Origin of the sequence: Sphingomonas sp. (genome assembly GCF_051962185.1) — a bacterium.
Classification (GTDB): Bacteria; Pseudomonadota; Alphaproteobacteria; order Sphingomonadales; family Sphingomonadaceae; genus Sphingomonas.
Genome location: NZ_JBQCCN010000185.1, coordinates 17,846 through 34,190, shown reverse-complemented (window position 1 = coordinate 34,190; position 16,345 = coordinate 17,846). Strand labels below are relative to the sequence as shown.

The 16,345-nt window shown below is 65.7% G+C and carries 15 protein-coding genes; 8 read left to right on the top strand and 7 right to left on the bottom strand.

Annotated features, from left to right (window positions below):
- The coding region (locus ACTHJR_RS11560; protein WP_440523344.1) for a hypothetical protein at positions 1–195 on the top strand (195 nt) is incomplete at its 5' end.
- Here the strand turns inward: ACTHJR_RS11560 and ACTHJR_RS11555 are convergent.
- Entirely contained in the window at positions 190–615 is a 426-nt protein-coding gene (locus ACTHJR_RS11555; protein WP_440523342.1) for a hypothetical protein, read from the bottom strand. The two genes, ACTHJR_RS11560 and ACTHJR_RS11555, sit on opposite strands and share 6 nt — an antisense overlap.
- Positions 616–1,131: 516 nt before the next feature.
- Between ACTHJR_RS11555 and ACTHJR_RS11550 the strand changes: the two genes are divergently transcribed.
- From ACTHJR_RS11550 to ACTHJR_RS11540, 3 genes are all read left to right on the top strand, one after another.
- On the top strand, positions 1,132–1,311 hold the full coding sequence (locus ACTHJR_RS11550; RefSeq protein ID WP_440523341.1) for a hypothetical protein: 180 nt from the start codon (positions 1,132–1,134) through the stop codon (positions 1,309–1,311).
- A gap of 102 nt (positions 1,312–1,413) precedes the next feature.
- A complete protein-coding gene (locus ACTHJR_RS11545; protein WP_440523340.1) occupies positions 1,414–2,331 on the top strand; it encodes a haloalkane dehalogenase in 918 nt (305 codons plus the stop codon).
- Positions 2,328–2,741, top strand: a complete 414-nt coding sequence (locus ACTHJR_RS11540; protein WP_440523339.1) for a DUF1330 domain-containing protein — start codon at positions 2,328–2,330, stop codon at positions 2,739–2,741. Before ACTHJR_RS11545 ends, ACTHJR_RS11540 begins: the two co-directional genes overlap by 4 nt.
- 2 nt (positions 2,742–2,743) lie before the next feature.
- On the opposite strand, the gene ACTHJR_RS11535 is transcribed toward ACTHJR_RS11540, so the two are convergent.
- Positions 2,744–3,829 carry an MBL fold metallo-hydrolase gene (locus tag ACTHJR_RS11535; protein ID WP_440523338.1) on the bottom strand — a complete coding sequence of 362 codons (1,086 nt, stop codon included), beginning with the start codon at positions 3,827–3,829 and terminating at the stop codon, positions 2,744–2,746.
- Between the two features lie 117 nt (positions 3,830–3,946).
- On the opposite strand from ACTHJR_RS11535, the gene ACTHJR_RS11530 reads away from it, so the two are divergent.
- From ACTHJR_RS11530 to ACTHJR_RS11515, 4 genes are all read left to right on the top strand, one after another.
- The gene (locus ACTHJR_RS11530; RefSeq protein ID WP_440523337.1) at positions 3,947–4,333 is read left to right on the top strand and encodes a DUF4345 family protein; all 387 of its coding nucleotides are present in this window, start codon (positions 3,947–3,949) and stop codon (positions 4,331–4,333) included.
- Positions 4,330–6,024: a sulfatase-like hydrolase/transferase gene (locus ACTHJR_RS11525; RefSeq protein ID WP_440523336.1), complete on the top strand. Its 1,695-nt coding sequence runs from the start codon at positions 4,330–4,332 to the stop codon at positions 6,022–6,024. Before ACTHJR_RS11530 ends, ACTHJR_RS11525 begins: the two co-directional genes overlap by 4 nt.
- A complete protein-coding gene (locus tag ACTHJR_RS11520) occupies positions 6,024–6,605 on the top strand; it encodes a TetR/AcrR family transcriptional regulator (protein ID WP_440523335.1) in 582 nt (193 codons plus the stop codon). Before ACTHJR_RS11525 ends, ACTHJR_RS11520 begins: the two co-directional genes overlap by 1 nt.
- 123 nt (positions 6,606–6,728) lie before the next feature.
- Positions 6,729–8,276, top strand: coding sequence for an N-acyl-D-amino-acid deacylase family protein (locus tag ACTHJR_RS11515; RefSeq protein ID WP_440523334.1), 1,548 nt, complete (start codon positions 6,729–6,731; stop codon positions 8,274–8,276).
- 195 nt (positions 8,277–8,471) lie between these two features.
- On the opposite strand, the gene ACTHJR_RS11510 is transcribed toward ACTHJR_RS11515, so the two are convergent.
- From ACTHJR_RS11510 to ACTHJR_RS11490, 5 genes are all read right to left on the bottom strand, one after another.
- A complete protein-coding gene (locus ACTHJR_RS11510) occupies positions 8,472–9,677 on the bottom strand; it encodes a serine hydrolase domain-containing protein (RefSeq protein WP_440523333.1) in 1,206 nt (401 codons plus the stop codon).
- Positions 9,678–9,702: 25 nt separating this feature from the next.
- On the bottom strand, positions 9,703–10,689 hold the full coding sequence (dgcA, locus tag ACTHJR_RS11505) for an N-acetyl-D-Glu racemase DgcA (protein ID WP_440523332.1): 987 nt from the start codon (positions 10,687–10,689) through the stop codon (positions 9,703–9,705).
- A gap of 10 nt (positions 10,690–10,699) precedes the next feature.
- A complete protein-coding gene (dgcN, locus tag ACTHJR_RS11500) occupies positions 10,700–11,731 on the bottom strand; it encodes an N-acetyltransferase DgcN (RefSeq protein WP_440523331.1) in 1,032 nt (343 codons plus the stop codon).
- A gap of 94 nt (positions 11,732–11,825) precedes the next feature.
- Complete coding sequence (locus ACTHJR_RS11495; RefSeq protein WP_440523329.1) at positions 11,826–12,710, bottom strand: LysR family transcriptional regulator; 885 nt, start codon at positions 12,708–12,710, stop codon at positions 11,826–11,828.
- Between the two features lie 176 nt (positions 12,711–12,886).
- Positions 12,887–15,919, bottom strand: coding sequence for a TonB-dependent receptor plug domain-containing protein (locus tag ACTHJR_RS11490; RefSeq protein ID WP_440523328.1), 3,033 nt, complete (start codon positions 15,917–15,919; stop codon positions 12,887–12,889).
- Positions 15,920–16,345 lie beyond the last annotated feature (426 nt).

Sequence of the window (16,345 nt, the reverse complement as noted above, 5' to 3'; positions counted from 1 at the left end):
AGTCCGACCTTCAACACGGTCACCTGCGTGCGCGCCGGAACCGACGCGGCGGCGGGAATCCTGCCGATCCGGGCGACCCTGCTCGAGGGCGGGCAGGGCAAGACCCCGGCGGGCAATTACAGCGACACGATCACCGTCACGGTGACGCCGTTATTGTCGACGGCGCCATCGCAACAGAATTGCCCCGCCTTATAGCGCGACGATCCGGAAGGAGATCGAGCCGGCGGTGACGTCCTTCGGCAGGTCGAGCGACACCGCGTGGGCAGCGATGCCCGCGCGGTTCGACTTGGAGACCTGGGTCGAGCCGGTCTTGCCGAGCGGAACCTTCTTGCCGTCGACCAACAGGCTCGCCTTGGCCATGTCGGGCGAATAATCGGCATAGACCGCGTAGCCGTTGGGGTTGTTGCAGAACTCGTTGAGCGAGCCTAGCGAGACCTGGCCGCCCTGGGCGGGCACCATCGCCGCATCGACCGTCGCGCGGCACACCACCGGCACGAAGCCACTGATGCCGATCGTATATTGGGCCGAACTGACCGCGACATGCGGGTCGACCGCCTGGGCGGCCGGGGTGGCGAGCGCGAACGCCGCCGCTAAAGCAACACAAACCTTCTTCATGTCCGCATCCTTGGTAGAAACGCGAGCATGCTTATGGACGGCACGTGTGAAGATGCGGTCTGTCGGTGTGGTAAAGGCCGGCGTAACCTTGTTCTTGGCGCTACTGATCTGCAGTCGGCACGTGACGATCCGAAGATATAGTACGGAATAGCTCGACGGGTTCCCGATTTATCCAAACATAACCTCATGTTGACGCAGCTGCGCGTCGGATCATGAATTTGTCGCCGCAGCGATCGGCGACATCGGCCGAGCGTTGGTCTTCGGCGGCTCGCCGATTTGACTTTCCGCGCGGAAGCACCATGTTTGCATCATGGTCGACGCGGTCTCCATCCGATATGCCGAGATACATCCGGGCAGCAGCACCGAGCGCTTCCTCGCCCTGGACGGGCGCGCACGTCGATAGGCGCCTGATCTAGGGCTCTCCTCCACCGGCCGATCTCGCCGGTTTCACCCACAAGCGACGTTCGCGGCGATTTGTCCGCCCGGCGGATGTGCGCGCATCGAGGAGGTGCAGAAATGGACAGGTTCGTGGTCGAAGCGAACAAGAGAGTAGTGGGGATCGCCATCCGCGTTCCCGGCGGATTCCGCTTCGTTTGTTCGGATCCGGATTTCCAGTCGATGGATCGCCAGATCTTCCCGCGCGCGCGGGCATTGGCGAGCAAGGTCGCCGAGTTCGCCCGGACGCGCCGTCACTAGCTGAACGGTTTCATTAGCCCTGCTGAGAGGGCAGCGCTCCGGCGTTGACCCTCCGGCGATGTTATGGCACGCTTAGTGTCAATATATTTCGGGAGGGGCGGGATGCGGATATTGAGGACGCCGGACGAGCGGTTCGCCGACCTGCCCGACTATCGCTTCGCTCCGCATTATCTGACGGTCACCGATGCCGATGGGACCGACTTGCGGATCCATTATGTCGATGAAGGGCCGCGCGACGCCATGCCGGTGCTGCTGATGCACGGCGAGCCAAGCTGGTCCTATCTCTACCGCAAGTTCGTGCCCGATCTCGTCGCGCGCGGGCATCGCGTGGTGGCGCCCGACCTCATCGGGTTCGGCCGGTCGGACAAGCCGGCGGCGCGCGAGGATTATACCTACGAACGCCATGTCGCCTGGATGAGCGATTGGCTGCGCGCGCTCGACCTCACCGACATCACCCTCTTTTGCCAGGATTGGGGCGGGCTGATCGGGCTGCGGCTGGTCGCCGCCTTTCCCGACCGTTTCGCGCGGCTGGTGGTGTCCAATACCGGCCTGCCGATCGGGACGGGATCGTCTCCGGGGTTCGATGCGTGGCTTGCCTTCAGCCAGAACGTGCCGTTGTTCGCGGTCGGCGCGATCGTCAATGGCGGCAGTGTCCGCGAGCTCGATCCCGGCGAGATCGCCGCGTACGACGCGCCGTTCCCCGACGAGAGCTACAAAGAGGGCGCCCGGCAATTCCCGGCGCTGGTGCCGATCACCCCCGACCATGCGTCGGTCGCGGAAAACCGCCAGGCCTGGCAAGTGCTCGAGGCGTTCGAGCGGCCCGTGCTCACCGCGTTCGGCGACAAGGACGCGGTGACCAGCGGCGGCGAACGGGTCTTCATCGAGCGCATACCGGGCGCCAGGGGGCAACGACACCGGATCATCCGAGGCGGCGGCCATTTCATCCAGGAGGATGCGCCCGAGCGTTTGTGCGCGCTGATCGACGGATTGATCCGCGGCGACGCGGGAGACGCGCAATGAACGTCACCAACGCCGTGTTTCCGCCGGCCGACCAGGCGGCGGCCTTTTTCGGGCGCGCCGACGACGGCCCGTTCGTCATGGTCAATTTGCTCAAGTTCAAGGAACGCGCCGACTATGCCGACGGCAGCGACGGTCATTTGTCGGGGCGCGAGGCCTATGCACGTTACGCTGCCGGGGTGGGCGCCTGTCTCGAGGCGGTCGGCGGGAAGGCGCTGTTCGCCGGCTCAGCGACCGAGCTCCTGATCGGCGAGGTCGAGGATCCGTGGGACATGGTGGCGCTGGCGCAATATCCGTCGCGGGTCGCGATGATGGCGATGGTGCGATCGCCCGAATACCAGGCGATCGAGAAGCACCGCATCGCCGGTCTCGCGGGTCAGCTCAACATCCGTACCAAGGCGATCTCGGGATAAGCCTAGCCGACGGGCAGCCGCGTGAAATCGATCGCGTGGGAACTGGGCAGCAGGCTGAACATCATCCCATCCTCGCCGACCATCATCGGGCCGTCATAGAGGCGGCGGGCATCGCCGAGATAGGCAGGATACATCATTCGCGACGGCAATTGCGGGATGACATGAGTGAAGACGAGGAACCGCACGCCGGCGGTCTGCGCCTCGCGGGCGACCAGTGCGGGCGACGCGTGATAGCTCAGGATGTCGCGAGTGATTTGCGCGGTGTTCGGCACGTCGCGTTTGGTCAGCGTTGCCGTCATCAGCTTGACCAGCCTTGGCTGCAGCCCTTCATGGACCAGCAGATCGGCGCCACGCGCGGCTTCGACCAGCGCAGGGCTGGCGGCGGTGTCGCCGCTGACTACCACCGAGCGGCCCTTATAGTCGAAGCGATAGCCTATCGCCGGGTCCACCGGCCCATGGTCGACGCGGAACGCGGTCACGCGCAGCCCATCGGCGTCGAATACCACCACCTGGTCGTTCGACCTGCGTGGGGGGACAGCGAAAGGCCGGGCGACGCCGCCCGCGCCAGTCGGCGGCGCGATCCGCGGGCCGTGGTGCGCCGTGCGATAACCGGCGTCGAGCGCATAAGCGTCGTCGAACCCCGCGACGACGCGCTCCACGCCCGGCGGCCCATAGACCGGCAGCGGGCTGGTCGCACCGCTGCCGGTCCAGCGCAACAGCATCATCGGGCCGAGTCCGTCGATATGATCCGAATGGAAATGGGTCAGGAAGACGGCGTCGATCCGGCCGTTGGGAATGCCCATCAACGCGATGTTGCGCGCGCCGCCCTCGCCCGAATCGACCACCATGATGTGACGGCCGGCGATGATCGCCGTGCAGGCGTCGGCGCGGCCCGGGTCGGGCAAGGGCGAGCCGGTCCCGCACAAGGCGACGTGCAGTCCGTCGGGCAGGTCGCGCGTGCGATCCACCCCGGCGCGCTCTTCCAGCGCCATGGCCAGGACGACGGTGCCGGCCTGGCGCTGCAGCCCCGCGAATCCGCCGACCACCACGATCGCGATGGCGATCGCCACGATCACCTTGCCCCGCATCGCTCTCTCCCGGTTCCTTTTCGGCGGAGGATGGCAGATATTTTGGCATTATCAATGCCGAAACATTGCGCTTTGCGCGCCCGGCGCTAGACTGGCCGAAATATGGAGGGGAAGCCGATGCGGAAGGGGGTTCGCATTGCCGTCGGGCTGGTCGGGGCGTTCAATATTCTGGTTGGGCTCGGCTTCCTGATCGATCCCGCGCAGGCCGGGCTGCGCTTCTTCCTGGTCTCGCTCGGCACCCAGGGACTGGCGACGATGCGCGCCGATTTCACTGCCTTCTTCGTGACCGGCGGCGCGTTCGCGCTGCTCGCCGCGTGGCGCGCCCGGCGGACGCCGCTGTTGGTGCCGGCGACGTTGCTGGGCATCGCCATCACCGGCCGCGTCATCAGCCTGCTGGCCGATGGCGCGCCGGCCAGGGCTTTCCCGCCGATGGCGGTCGAAGCCGTCATGCTCGCCATCCTCGCCCTCGCCTGGCGGCAGTTCGATCCGGAGGCACGGGCATGAAGCGCTGGATGAAATGGACGCTGGGGATCGTCGGCGGGCTCGCCGTCGTCGGCTATGCGTCGAAGGATTACGTCTTCCTCCACCTTCCCGGCTGGCTCGCGCCGCACGTCTACGACAATCGCCCGGTGAATTGGCAGGCGGGGCCGGCGACCGCGGCGCTGCCCGCCGACCAGCGGCCGCCCAACATCGTCCTGATCCTCGCCGATGATCTCGGCTATAACGATATCAGCTTCAACGGCGGCGGCGTCGCGGGCGGATTGCTCAAGACGCCCAATATCGACGCGATCGGGCACGACGGCGTGACCTTCGCCGACGGCTATGCCGGCAACGCGACCTGCGCGCCCAGCCGCGCCGCGCTGATGACCGGGCGCTATCCGACTCGCTTCGGCTACGAATTCACGCCGGCCGAGGTGCATCCGCCGAAATGGTTTCCCTCCGGCCTGATCCGCACCGATGTCGCCTTTTCGCGCAACATCGCCAATTTCCCGACCGACTGGGAACACAAGACGATTTTCGACGAGGATGCCGCGCGCCAGCCCGCGACGGTGGCGCCCAAGGGCGTGCCCGGCAGCGAGATCACGATCGCCGAATTGCTGCGCGGGCGCGGCTATCACACCATCCATCTCGGCAAATGGCATCTCGGCGAAGCCAAAGGCATGCGCCCAGAGGATCAGGGGTTCGACGAGAGCCTGGGCTTCATGATCGGCGGCCAGATGTATTTGCCTGAGAACAGCCCCGACGTGGAGAATTCGAAGCAGGATTTCGACCCGATCGACAAGTTCCTATGGGCCAATCTGCCGTTCAGCGTGCAATATAATGGCGGCGACCGGTTCAAGCCGGCGCGTTACATGACCGACTATTTGACCGATCAGGCGGTGGCGGCGATCAAGGCCAATCGCAATCGGCCCTTCTTCATGTACCTCGCCTATAACGCGCCGCACACGCCGCTTCAGGCGCTGAAGGCGGATTACGACGCCCTGCCGCAGATCGCCGATCATCGGACGCGGGTCTATGCCGCGATGATCCGCGCGCTCGACCGTGGCGTCGGCCGGGTGATGGCCGAGCTCAAGGCTCAGGGCCTCGACAAGAACACCCTGGTCATCTTCACCAGCGACAATGGCGGCGCGCATTACATCGGTTTGCCCGACATCAATCGACCCTATCGCGGCTGGAAAGCGACCTTCTTCGAAGGCGGGGTCAAGGTGCCGTTCTTCATGCGCTGGCCGGCGACGATCGCGCCGGGCACGCGGATCACCGGCCCGGTCAGCCATTTCGACATCTTCGCGACCGCAAGCGACGTCGCCGGCGCGACGCTGCCCAAAGATCGCGCGATCGACGGCGTCGACCTCTTGCCGTTCATCGAGAGCAAGAAGACGGGCATGCCTCACAATACCTTATTCTGGCGTGACGGCCCGTACCGCGTGGTGCGCGACGGCGACTGGAAGTTGCAGTTGCTCGATCTGCCGCACGTCGCTTTACTCTACGACATGAAGGCCGACCCGACCGAACGCCGCGACGTCGCCGCGCTGCACCCCGATGTGGTGGCGCGATTGAAGGGGCTGATCGCCGGGCACGATCGCGAAAGCATCAAGTCGGCCTGGCCGTCGCTGATCCGCTCGCCGATCGCGATCGACCGCCCGCTGGGCACCAAACCCCGCCCGGGCGAAACCTATATCTATTGGTCGAATTGATGGCTGCCTCCTCCGACATCGCGCGCGACGGGCGCCGCCGCCGGGCGCAGGACAGCCGCCAGCGCATCGTCGCGGCGATGATCGCGCTGATCGGCGAAGGCCATATCACGCCGAGCGCCGAGGAAGTGGCATCGCGGGCCGGCGTCGGCCTGCGCACCGTGTTCCGGCATTTCAACGACATGGAGGGGCTCTACGCCTCGCTGACGGCATCGCTCGCCGAGCAATATGAGATGTGGCTGATCCCGTTCGAATCGCTGGAGTGGCAGGATCAGTTGCGCGAGATCGTCGAGCGCCGGACGGCGACCTACGAACGCCTGCTGCCGTTCAAGCGCGCTGGCGACGCGCATCGCCATATGTCGCCGGCGATCCAGGCCGAGCATGCGCGGATGCGCGACGTGCTGCGGCAACGCCTGCGCTCGTCGCTGCCACGATCGATCGCGGACGACGCGACACGGTTCGAGACGATCGACCTGATGTTGAGCTTCGAGGTCTGGCAGCGGCTGCGCGACGAGCAGCAGCTCGGGATAGAACAGGCGCGCGCGCTTATCGGCGGCGAAGTCGAGAGACTGGCAGGACTCTAGCCTGGCCGTCGGCCTCGACACTTATGCCGGCCGGCTATGGGTAACCGCGTTCACGCTATGCGCGAAATCGCGTGGTTCGGGATTAGCCTGCCCGTCGGAACGAACGATAAAAGGGAGAGGGCGATGGCCCAGCGGCTGACGCGGCGACAGCTGATCGGTGGAGCGATGGCGGCCGGAGGGCTGGCGAGCTTGCCCGTTCGCACCATGGCGGCGGCCGACCGCACGACCCTGTTCCGCGACGTCCTGCTGGTCGACGGGACCGGCGCGCCGGGCTGGCTGGCCAATGTGCTCGTCGCGGGAGACCGCATCGCGCGGGTCCTGCCGCCGGGTGGGCGGAACGCCGTCTCGGCGACCAGGGTCGTGGCGGGCGAGGGGCGGGTGCTCGCGCCCGGTTTCATCGACATGCACAGCCATGGCGACCCGCTGCACGATTCCTACGAGGGATTCCTGGCGATGGGCGTGACCACCGTCACGCTCGGCCAGGACGGCGAGGGGCCTCGGATCGGCAAGGATCTCGATCCCAAGAGCTGGATGGACGCGGTCGACCGCGCGCGGATCGACATCAACGTCGCGTTGCTTGCCGGCCACGGCACGCTGCGGCGCGCGGCGGGTGTGGCGGACACCGTGCATCACGTCGACGCCGCCGGACTCGCGCGCATGGCGGCACAGCTCGATCGCGAGCTCCGGCTCGGCGCCTACGGCATCTCCTACGGCCTGGAATATGTGCCCGGCATCTATTCGGAGACTCCCGAGTTGAGCAATCTCGGCAAGGTCGTCGCACGCTACGGTGGCGTCTGCATGAGCCACATGCGCTCCGAGAATGACGACGAGATCGAGGCCTCGATCAATGAGCTGGTGACCTCCTCGCTGCCGGCGCGGCCGCACGTCTCGCACCTCAAATCGGTGTTCGGCAAGGGCGAGAAGCGCGCGCACGAATTGCTCGACTTCATGGCCGCGATCCGCGCGCGCGGCGTCGATCTCACTGCCGACGAATATCCCTATGAGGCCGGCTATACCGGGATCGCGATCCTGTTCCCGAAATGGGCCTTGCCGCCGACCGATTATGCCGGCGTGCTGGCGCAGCGGCGGCAGGAATTGCGCGACTATCTGATCGCCCGGATGACGCGGCGCGGCGGGCCCGAGGCGCTCCTGATCGGCACCAAGCCCTATGCCGGCAAGACCCTGGCCCAGGCCGCGCGGCAGGAAGGGATGCATTATGCCGACTTGCTGATCAAGCTGGGGCCGGAAGGCGGTTCGGGCGCGCATTTCACCATGGATAAGGCATTGCAGGACACGCTGATCGTCGATCCGCATGTGTCCTTCTCGACCGATGGCGGACCCGGCATGCGGCATCCGCGCGCGACCGGCACTTATGCCAAATTGATCGAGGAATATGTCGTGCGCGACAAGAAGCTGACGCTCGAGGAAATGGTGCGCAAGGCGACTGGCTTTCCGGCCCAAACCTTGCGCCTGCCCGATCGCGGGTTGGTCCGCGCCGGGGCGAAGGCCGATCTGGTGCTGTTCGATCCGAAGCGGGTCAAGGCGCGTTCGACCTATGTCGACCCCTTCGCGATCGCCGAGGGATTCGACCTGGTGATGGTCAATGGTCAGCCGGCGTTCGAGGGCGGCAAACGGGTCGGGTATTCGGGGAAATTGCTGAGGGCGCGGTAGGCTAAAATCCTCCCCGGAACGGGGAGGGGGACCGCGCGGCGATAGCCGCGTGGTGGAGGGGGCCCATCCTGCGGCCGCCTCCTGGCTTGCTGCTCCTTGGTCGCGGGCCCCCTCCACCATTCGCTGCGCGAATGGTCCCCCTCCCCGTTCCGGGGAGGAGCTTGATTGCCGCCAGCTACACGCTTCGCGCCGCGTTCACTTCCCCGGCTTGCTCACCGCCTTGCACAATTCATCGGTGCCCAGCGCAATGCGCGATTCCGGCATGTCGCGATTGCCCGGATCGTTCTCGACCCCGCGCGTCTCGGTGTTGAAGGTCAGCAGGCTGCCCATATCCTGGTCGGGACACAGGCTGAGATAGGCGCGGAAACCGTTCTGGTCGCCATTGTGCCCGACGATGCGGATGCCGTCGCTCTTGTCGAGGAAGAAGGACAGGCCGCTCCACGTCGTCGCCGCCATCCGGCCCTGCGTGTAATCCTCGCCGGCGGAGATCTGCGGCTTCCACATCTCCTCGAGCGACGAGCGCTTGAGCACCACGTCATAGTCGGCCCGGCGCTTGGGATCGCCGAGCAGGAAAGCGACATATTTGGCCATGTCGGGCAGCGGCGAATTGAGCCCGCCGTTCGACACCGTCACCCCGGTATCGACGTCGAACGGCGCTTCCACGCGCTTGCCGTCGCGGATGTAGTAACTGTGCGAGCGGTGCGGCAGCAGATAGGGCGGCGTGTGATCGAAATAGCTCGAAAACATGCCGAGCGGACGGAGGATGTTCTTGTCGATATAGACTTCGAAATCCTCGCCCGACAGCCGCTCGATCACTTGTCCGAGATAGACGATGCCCGGGTTGGAATAGCTGAACCGGCTACCGGGTTTGTACTTCACTTCCGTGTAAGGAATCATCGCCTTGAGCTGCGCCCAGTTCGGCGGCTCGAACGGTTGCCAGTCGCGGTCGCGCCAGCGCCAGGTCGCGCCGCCGAAGCCCGCGCTGTGGCTCATCAACTCGCGGATGGTGATGGCGCCGGTATCGCCGAACGGATTGTGCACTCCGGCGAGCTCGGGGACGTATTTGACGATCGGGTCGTCGAGCTCGAGCAGGCCGCGGTCGCGCAATTGCATGATCGCGATCCCGGTCATCGTCTTGGTGATCGACGCCCAATGATAGATGGTTTGCGCGTCGACCGGCACCCTGGCGTCGGCATCCTGGTCGCCGAGATGGTCGGCGACCACCACGCGCCCGTCGCGGATGACGTAGAAGCTGCTGCCGACGATGCCGCCACGCTGCATCTCGCTTTTATGGAGCGCGCGGAAGTCGCTCAGCGCCTTGTCGAACGCGCGCTCGCTGGCGGCCGCCGGCACCGCGATCGAGGAAGCGAGGATCAGGCCAGCGGCGAGCCAATGGTACACGGTGATCCTCCCCCGATGATTGGGTTCAATTGCCCCAGAAACCCGATCGCGGCGGGCCCAGCATCCCGTCCTCGCACGTCACGCCGCCGTCGCGGTCCTGGGCCAGCCAGGTCGGGCCGTCGAGGTCGGCGAACACGCTGTCGGCGGCGATCATCAGTGCGGGCGCGATCGACAGCGACGAGCAGATCATGCACCCGGTCATCACGCCCAGCCCGCGCCGCCGTGCTTCCTCGGCGAGCTCGAGCGCGGCGGTCAGCCCGCCGGTCTTGTCGAGCTTGATGTTCACGACGCCATAGCCGTCGGGCAAGTCCGCGAGGTTCGACGCCTCGTGGATCGACTCGTCGGCGGCGATCGGGACCGCCGAGACGAACCCGGCGAGCGCGCCGTCGTCGCCGGCGGGCAAGGGCTGTTCGAGCAAATCGATCTTGAGTTCGACCAGCAGATCCTGGAGCGAACGCACTTCGTCGATCGTCCAGCTTTCGTTGGGATCGACGATCACGCGCGGCAACGGCGCCGCGGCCCGCACCGCGCGCAATTGCGCGACCGGATCGCTGCGATCGACCTTGACCTTGATCAGCGGCACTTTGGCGAGCGCCGCCGCCGCGGCGCCCATTCGCTCGGGCGTGTCGAGCCCGATGGTCATCGCCGTCGCGATCGGGCGCAATGGCTTCAGCCCGATCATGATGGCGACGTCGCTGCCCGCCAGCTTGGCCTCGAGATCCCACAAGGCGCAATCGACCGCATTGCGCGCCGCACCTGCCGGCATCAGCCGCAGCAATTCCTCGCGCCCCGCGCCGGCCTGTACGGCGTCGCGGACGGCCTCGATCGCGGCGATCGTGCTGTCGACGCTCTCGTCATAGCGCGGATAGGGCACGCATTCGCCGCGCCCTGTCGTGCCGTTCTCGGCGATATGGACCGTCACCACCTCGGCCGCGGTCTTGGTGCCGCGCGAGATGCGGAAGGGCGTGCTGAGCGGGAACGTCTCGCCCTGGACGGTCAGGCGGCGCGCCATTCCCGGGGGCTCAGGCCGTGACCTTCGCCCCGGCCTTGGCCGGCGCGGTCAGCAGGGTGTCGAGGATGGCATCGACGCCGAATCGATAAGGGTCGGAACAGGGCAGGCCGAAATCGTCGGCGGTCCGAGCGCACAGAGCGCGGGCCTTGTCCTCCGCCATTTCCGACGTGTTGAGGGCGATGCCCACCGCCCGCACGTCGGGATTGGTCAGCCGCGCGACCCGGATATTGGCCTCGAGCGTTTCGGCGAGGCCGGGCAGCGGGAAATGCGACAGGCCGCGCATGTGCTTGCGGACCGGGTCGTGGCACAGCACGATCGCATCGGGCTGGGCACCGTGGAGCAGGCCGGTCGACACACCGGCGAACGACGGGTGGAACAGCGATCCCTGACCCTCGATCAGATCCCAGCCGCCGTCGTTCCGTGCGGGTGAGAGCTGCTCGATCGCGCCCGAGATGAAGTCGGCGATCACCGCGTCGAGCGGTACGCCGTCGCCGGCGACCAGGATGCCGGTCTGGCCGGTGGCACGGAAATCCGCCTTGACGCCGCGCTCGGCGAGTCCGCGCGCCAGGCACAGCGTCGTGTACATCTTGCCGACCGAGCAATCGGTACCGACCGTCAGCAAGCGGTTGCCCGCGCGGGGCTTGCCATTGCCGACCGGGATGCCCGGCTGCGGGTCGCGTACGTCGTGCAGCTTGCGGCCGAGGATCCGCGCCGCCTCGACCAGTCGCGGTTCGTCCTTGAGGCGTTCGTGCAGGCCGGAGGCGATGTCGAGCCCGGCCTCCATCGCCGCGATCGCGTCCGCCACCAGATCGTCGCCCAGCGTGCCGCCGGCATTGGCGACGCCCAGGATCAAGGTGCGCGCACCCGCCGCAACCGCGGTCGCGAAGTCCATCCGCTGGAGGCCGAGCGTCAGCCCGCAATCGTCGTGGCGAAATTCGCCGACGCAGATTTCCGGCCGGAAGACGGCGAGCCCGCGCGACGTCTTGATGCCGGCGTGGTCATTGGAATGACCCAGATAGAGAAGATAGGGCGTGGCGATCATGTCGGTTTCGATTGCAGGCTCCGGGAAGAACAAGCTGTATCCCGGCACTTTGGCACGCCCCAATACATAACGCCACGGGCCCTATAGCGCCGGGCTATAGCTCGTCGATGACGCCCGACAGCAGGTCGAGGAACTCGGACGCGGTGTGCGTCGGCGGCCGGTTCTGGAGATAGACCGCATTGATATCGAAGGTGATCGCCGGTTGCAGCGGGCGCGCCGACAGGCCGGGCCCGAGCGAGGCGTGCGCGGTGAAATTGTCGATGATCGCCATGCCCACCCCGGCCCGGACCAGCGCCGCCGCGACATAATAAGTGCGCGCCGACACCGCTTCGTCGAGCACGACGTCGAGATGGCTCAATTCGCTCGACAGCATCCGCCCGATCGGTCCCGATTGCACCGGGCTGATGAACTTGTAGGGCCTGAGGTCGGCGAGGTGGATGCGCGCCGGCGCGTCGGGCATGTCCTGCTCGCGATAGAAGACGACCAGCTCGCCTTCGCCGATCACCTGGTGTCCGACCGGGGCGGCGGGGGGCACTTCATAGCTGATCGCGATATCGGTTTCGCGCTCGTACAATTTGCGCACCATCTCGTCGTGGTGGAGCGTCTGCAGGTCGAACAGGATGTCCTCGTGCCCGCGCATGAACTGGGCGACCGCTTCGGGGATCGCGCCCAGACCGAGCGAGGGAAGCGCCGAGATGCGGAGCAGGCTGCCGCGCCCGAGCCGCATGTTGTGGCACGCCTGGCGCAGCGAGCGCACGCGATCCTGGATGTCGGACACTTCCGCGAACAGCGCGCGCGCGTCCTGGGTGGGGATCAGCCGCCCGCGCGCGCGCTCGAACAGCGGCAGGCCGATCGAATCCTCGGCATGGCGCAGCACCTTGGTGACCGAGGGTTGCGAGACGTTGAGCGACCGCGCCGCCGCGCTGACGGTGCCGTGCAGATAGACGGCGTGAAAGACTTCGAGCTGGCGCAGATTCATGGGTCGATCCTTTTGATCGCGTGCTCGCGGCGCTCGCGATCGATCCTCAAGCCTATGAGCGGTGGGCGATAACCGCAACATTGCGCGAAAGTCGTGCCGGTGCGGTGGTCTCCAAAAGAAAAGGCGTCGTGCGGGGCGGCCGCACGACGCCCTGGATCGCTACGCTTGGGAAGGGGTTAGCGCAGCTTGATCCGCACGCCCGCACGGAAAGTGCGGCCGAGCATATCGGAGTAAGTGGTGTTGGCGGCGAGGCCGGTTTCGGGAACCAGCAGCGGCCAGCGGTTGAACACATTGGTCACATTGACGAAGAATTGCGCGTCGGACTTGCTGTTGATCTTGATGTTCTGCGTCAGGTTAAGGTCGACGTAGAACAGGCCCGAGACGTGGTTGTTGTCATAGGTGGGGGCCGCGCTGCTATAGACGGGGCAGCCGGACGTGCACTCGATGCCGCTCGCCGAATATTTGCCCGAGCTGACGCCGCGCGCCACTGCCGTGATCGAGGTGGTGGGGAGGTCCAGCGTGCCGCTGAAGTGGAAGATCCAGCGCGGTGTGCTGCCCTGGCCACCGTTCACGCCCGCGGTGTTGGTGGTCACCGCTCCCTGGATTCCGGTATAGAGCAGATTGTCGAGATACTCGGTGGCCGTGCCGCGAAGGGTGAAGGCGCTCACGCTACCAAGCGGCACCCGATACGCTGCCTCGAAGTCGATCCCGCGAACGAGCTGCCGTGCGAAATTGAACGGCTGGGTGCGGAACAACAACCTCTGCGTATTGTTCGGATCGACAGTGTAGGCGGCGCAGAAATCCTGATTGCCGCGGGAACACAGGTTGATGATGTCCTGCGCGCCGAACGAGCCGATCGCATCCTTGATCTCGATCCGGAAGTAATCGATCGAGGCATTGAAGCCCTTGAGGAACCGCGGCGTGATGACCGCGCCGATGTTCCACGAATTCGACTTCTCGGGCTTGAGGTTGGGATTGCCGACGACCGTCGCCGAATAGCCGTAGCTCGCCTGGGGGTTATGCACCGGATCCAGGTCATAAAACGGGTTGTGGACCGAGTCGCTGTTGGAGCCACCGCTCTGGTAGAGATCGCTCAGGTTGGGCGCGCGGATGTCGCGCGACCGGGTCACCCGGAAACGAATGTCGCGGATTGGCTGCCACGTCAGGCCGGCCTTCCAGGTGGTGACATAGCCTGACGTCGAATAATCGGTCGCGCGGGCTGCGCCATTGAACTCGAGCCCGAGGCCGAGCGGCACGACCGTTTCGAGATAGGCTTCCTTCACATTGTAGCGGCCGTTGGTCGGTAGATAGTTACCGACCGACCACAGGTTCGTCGTGGAAGTCGCAACGCCGTTTGCATCGCGGTTGATGATGGGCTGGTACTTCTGCGGAACGAAGCCCTTGATGCTTTCCTCGCGCCATTCGCCGCCGACCGCCACGCTGACATCGCCCGCCCAGGTGCGAAACGGCGTCAGCGACAGATTGGCGCCGGCGACCTTCTGCTCGGCGATCTCGTCGCGTTCGGGATTGCCCAGCACATAGGCGAAGGCAGCTGGATTGGCGACGCCGATGCCGAGGCGGTTGAGCGGAATGCAGCCGTTGGTCGGGTTGGTCAGCGTCGACCGGCACACGATCGTCCCGGCCGGCACGCCGAGCGCGTTGCCGGCGGGGGCGAACACCGCGTCGGTCGCGTTCAGCATGTTTTGCGTGTTCATGATATTGGTGAGCTGCTCGCGCATGTCGGCGCGGCCATATTGGGCATAGATATCCCAATGCGCCGCCTTGCCGAAGGCCTGGAACTGGCCGTCGGCGCCGATCACGTAGCGCTGCACTTTTCGCTCGTTGTTGACGCCGCGATAGGGCAGGTCGGCGGCCGTCGTGGCCACCGTGACGGTTTTGACATTGGTCAGCGCCGCCAGACCCAGTTCTTGGATCAGATAGGCATTGTCCGCCTGATAAGTGATGCCGGTTGACAGGTTCGGGCCGGCGTTGAACACCGACTTCTCGCGATTGTACGACGCTTCGGCGAAGATCTCGACATTGTCCGCGACATCGTAGCTCAGGCGGCCGAAGAAGCCATAGCGGTTGTCCGCCGGCATCAGGCCGATACGGCGGCCCGAATCGTTGACTTGCCAGTCGCCACCCTGGGTCAGCGACGGACCAGACGAGCCGGTAATCGCCGGATAGGTGTAAGTGCCGAAATTGAAGTGGTTTACCGACCCGCCCTGGCCGAAATAGATGCCGCGGAGATTATTGGTGAACGCGGCGGTCTGCGCTGGCGTCAAACCGCCCACGGGAGCATTTCCAGTGATCAGGCCGCCGGGCGTCGAGTTGGCAGCGCCGACTTGACGCAGCGTCGTCAGATTTCGCGGCGCGGTGGCATCGCCCGCCACCCAGGCGGGATTGGGGATCGAGACATAGCCGGTCGCGTTCCACGCGCGATCGACGCTGAAGATGCCGTCCTGATGCGCGACTTCGGCGTTGAACAGGATATGGCCGCGGCCGCCGGCGAAGCCGGTGCCGGCGGTCAGGCTGGCCGAATAATTGCCGCCGTCGCCATAAGTGGTGACGCCGCTGTCGGCGGAGACCTTGAGGCCTTCATATTTCTTGTCGAGGATGAAGTTGACCACGCCGGCGACGGCGTCCGAGCCGTATGCCGCAGAGGCGCCGCCCGTCACGATCTCGACGCTCTTCACCAGGCCTTGCGGGATGGTGTTGATGTCGACGATGTCGTTGACCGTCGAGCCGACCGAGCGGCGGCCGTCGATCAGCACCAGCGTGCGCGTACCGGTCGACGAATTGTCGAGATTGCGCAGGTTGAGCGCGTTGATGCCGGCCTGGCCGCTCGACAGGTTGAGGCGCGAATTGGCGGGCTTGGTCGATCCGGCGAGCGCGGGGAGGGTATTGACGAAATCGGCCAGGTTGTTGGTCGGCGACTGCGTCTCGATTTCCTTCTGCGAGATCACCGTCAGGGGTTGCGGCGTCTGGAACCCGCTGCGCACGATGCGCGAACCGGTGATGACGATGTCGCCCTTGGTCGGGTCCGACGTTGCCTGATCGTTCTGCGGAGCCGCCTGGGCATCCTGCGGCGCGGCCGGCGTGCTCTGCGCGAAGGCCGGCGATGCCTGCACGATCGCCAGGGCCGTCATGGCGAGGCCTGCCGCGTAATAGCGGCCGTTGCGCGAATGAAGTCGCCCGAAATTCACCATCTGAAAAACCCTTTGCCTTGCGATCGGGTTGGCGCGGAAGGACCCTTCCGACATGCGTGGCGCCGACACCCGATTTCGTACATCCAATCATGCGGCCGCGTGGGGCAGCGCATGAGTTCCTGCCTGTCATCTTTCGACGGGTTGTTCGGGAAAGGCCGCTGGGCCCGATTCTTCCCGTCATCCCTGCCTTTTGAAGGAGCGACCGCCCGCTTGTCGGCGGATCATGTCAGTTCCGAGACGGAAAGTTACAGGGCACCCAAAGGGGGTCAATATGACCGGGCCTACTATGATTTTGTTCGGGTATAGCCAGAGGGAATGGAGCATCGGCCAGTCTTGCGGCAGGGCTGAACAATGCCCGGTGCGGCCGCGATAGCTCCCGGTTATGGACCATATTCGGCTTGCTATGTGCCGCGTCTGCGTCGCTGC

Excerpts from the sequence above, each read along its gene's own strand:
- ACTHJR_RS11535 (WP_440523338.1), bottom strand. The coding sequence starts at position 3,829 with ATGCGGGGCAAGGTGATCGTGGCGATCGCCATCGCGATCGTGGTGGTC.
- ACTHJR_RS11540 (WP_440523339.1), top strand. The coding sequence starts at position 2,328 with ATGAACGTCACCAACGCCGTGTTTCCGCCGGCCGACCAGGCGGCGGCC.
- ACTHJR_RS11525 (WP_440523336.1), top strand. The coding sequence starts at position 4,330 with ATGAAGCGCTGGATGAAATGGACGCTGGGGATCGTCGGCGGGCTCGCC.
- ACTHJR_RS11550 (WP_440523341.1), top strand. The coding sequence starts at position 1,132 with ATGGACAGGTTCGTGGTCGAAGCGAACAAGAGAGTAGTGGGGATCGCC.
- ACTHJR_RS11495 (WP_440523329.1), bottom strand. The coding sequence starts at position 12,710 with ATGAATCTGCGCCAGCTCGAAGTCTTTCACGCCGTCTATCTGCACGGC.
- ACTHJR_RS11515 (WP_440523334.1), top strand. The coding sequence starts at position 6,729 with ATGGCCCAGCGGCTGACGCGGCGACAGCTGATCGGTGGAGCGATGGCG.
- ACTHJR_RS11555 (WP_440523342.1), bottom strand. The coding sequence starts at position 615 with ATGAAGAAGGTTTGTGTTGCTTTAGCGGCGGCGTTCGCGCTCGCCACC.
- ACTHJR_RS11545 (WP_440523340.1), top strand. The coding sequence starts at position 1,414 with ATGCGGATATTGAGGACGCCGGACGAGCGGTTCGCCGACCTGCCCGAC.
- ACTHJR_RS11520 (WP_440523335.1), top strand. The coding sequence starts at position 6,024 with ATGGCTGCCTCCTCCGACATCGCGCGCGACGGGCGCCGCCGCCGGGCG.
- dgcA (WP_440523332.1), bottom strand. The coding sequence starts at position 10,689 with ATGGCGCGCCGCCTGACCGTCCAGGGCGAGACGTTCCCGCTCAGCACG.
- ACTHJR_RS11530 (WP_440523337.1), top strand. The coding sequence starts at position 3,947 with ATGCGGAAGGGGGTTCGCATTGCCGTCGGGCTGGTCGGGGCGTTCAAT.
- dgcN (WP_440523331.1), bottom strand. The coding sequence starts at position 11,731 with ATGATCGCCACGCCCTATCTTCTCTATCTGGGTCATTCCAATGACCAC.
- ACTHJR_RS11490 (WP_440523328.1), bottom strand. The coding sequence starts at position 15,919 with ATGGTGAATTTCGGGCGACTTCATTCGCGCAACGGCCGCTATTACGCG.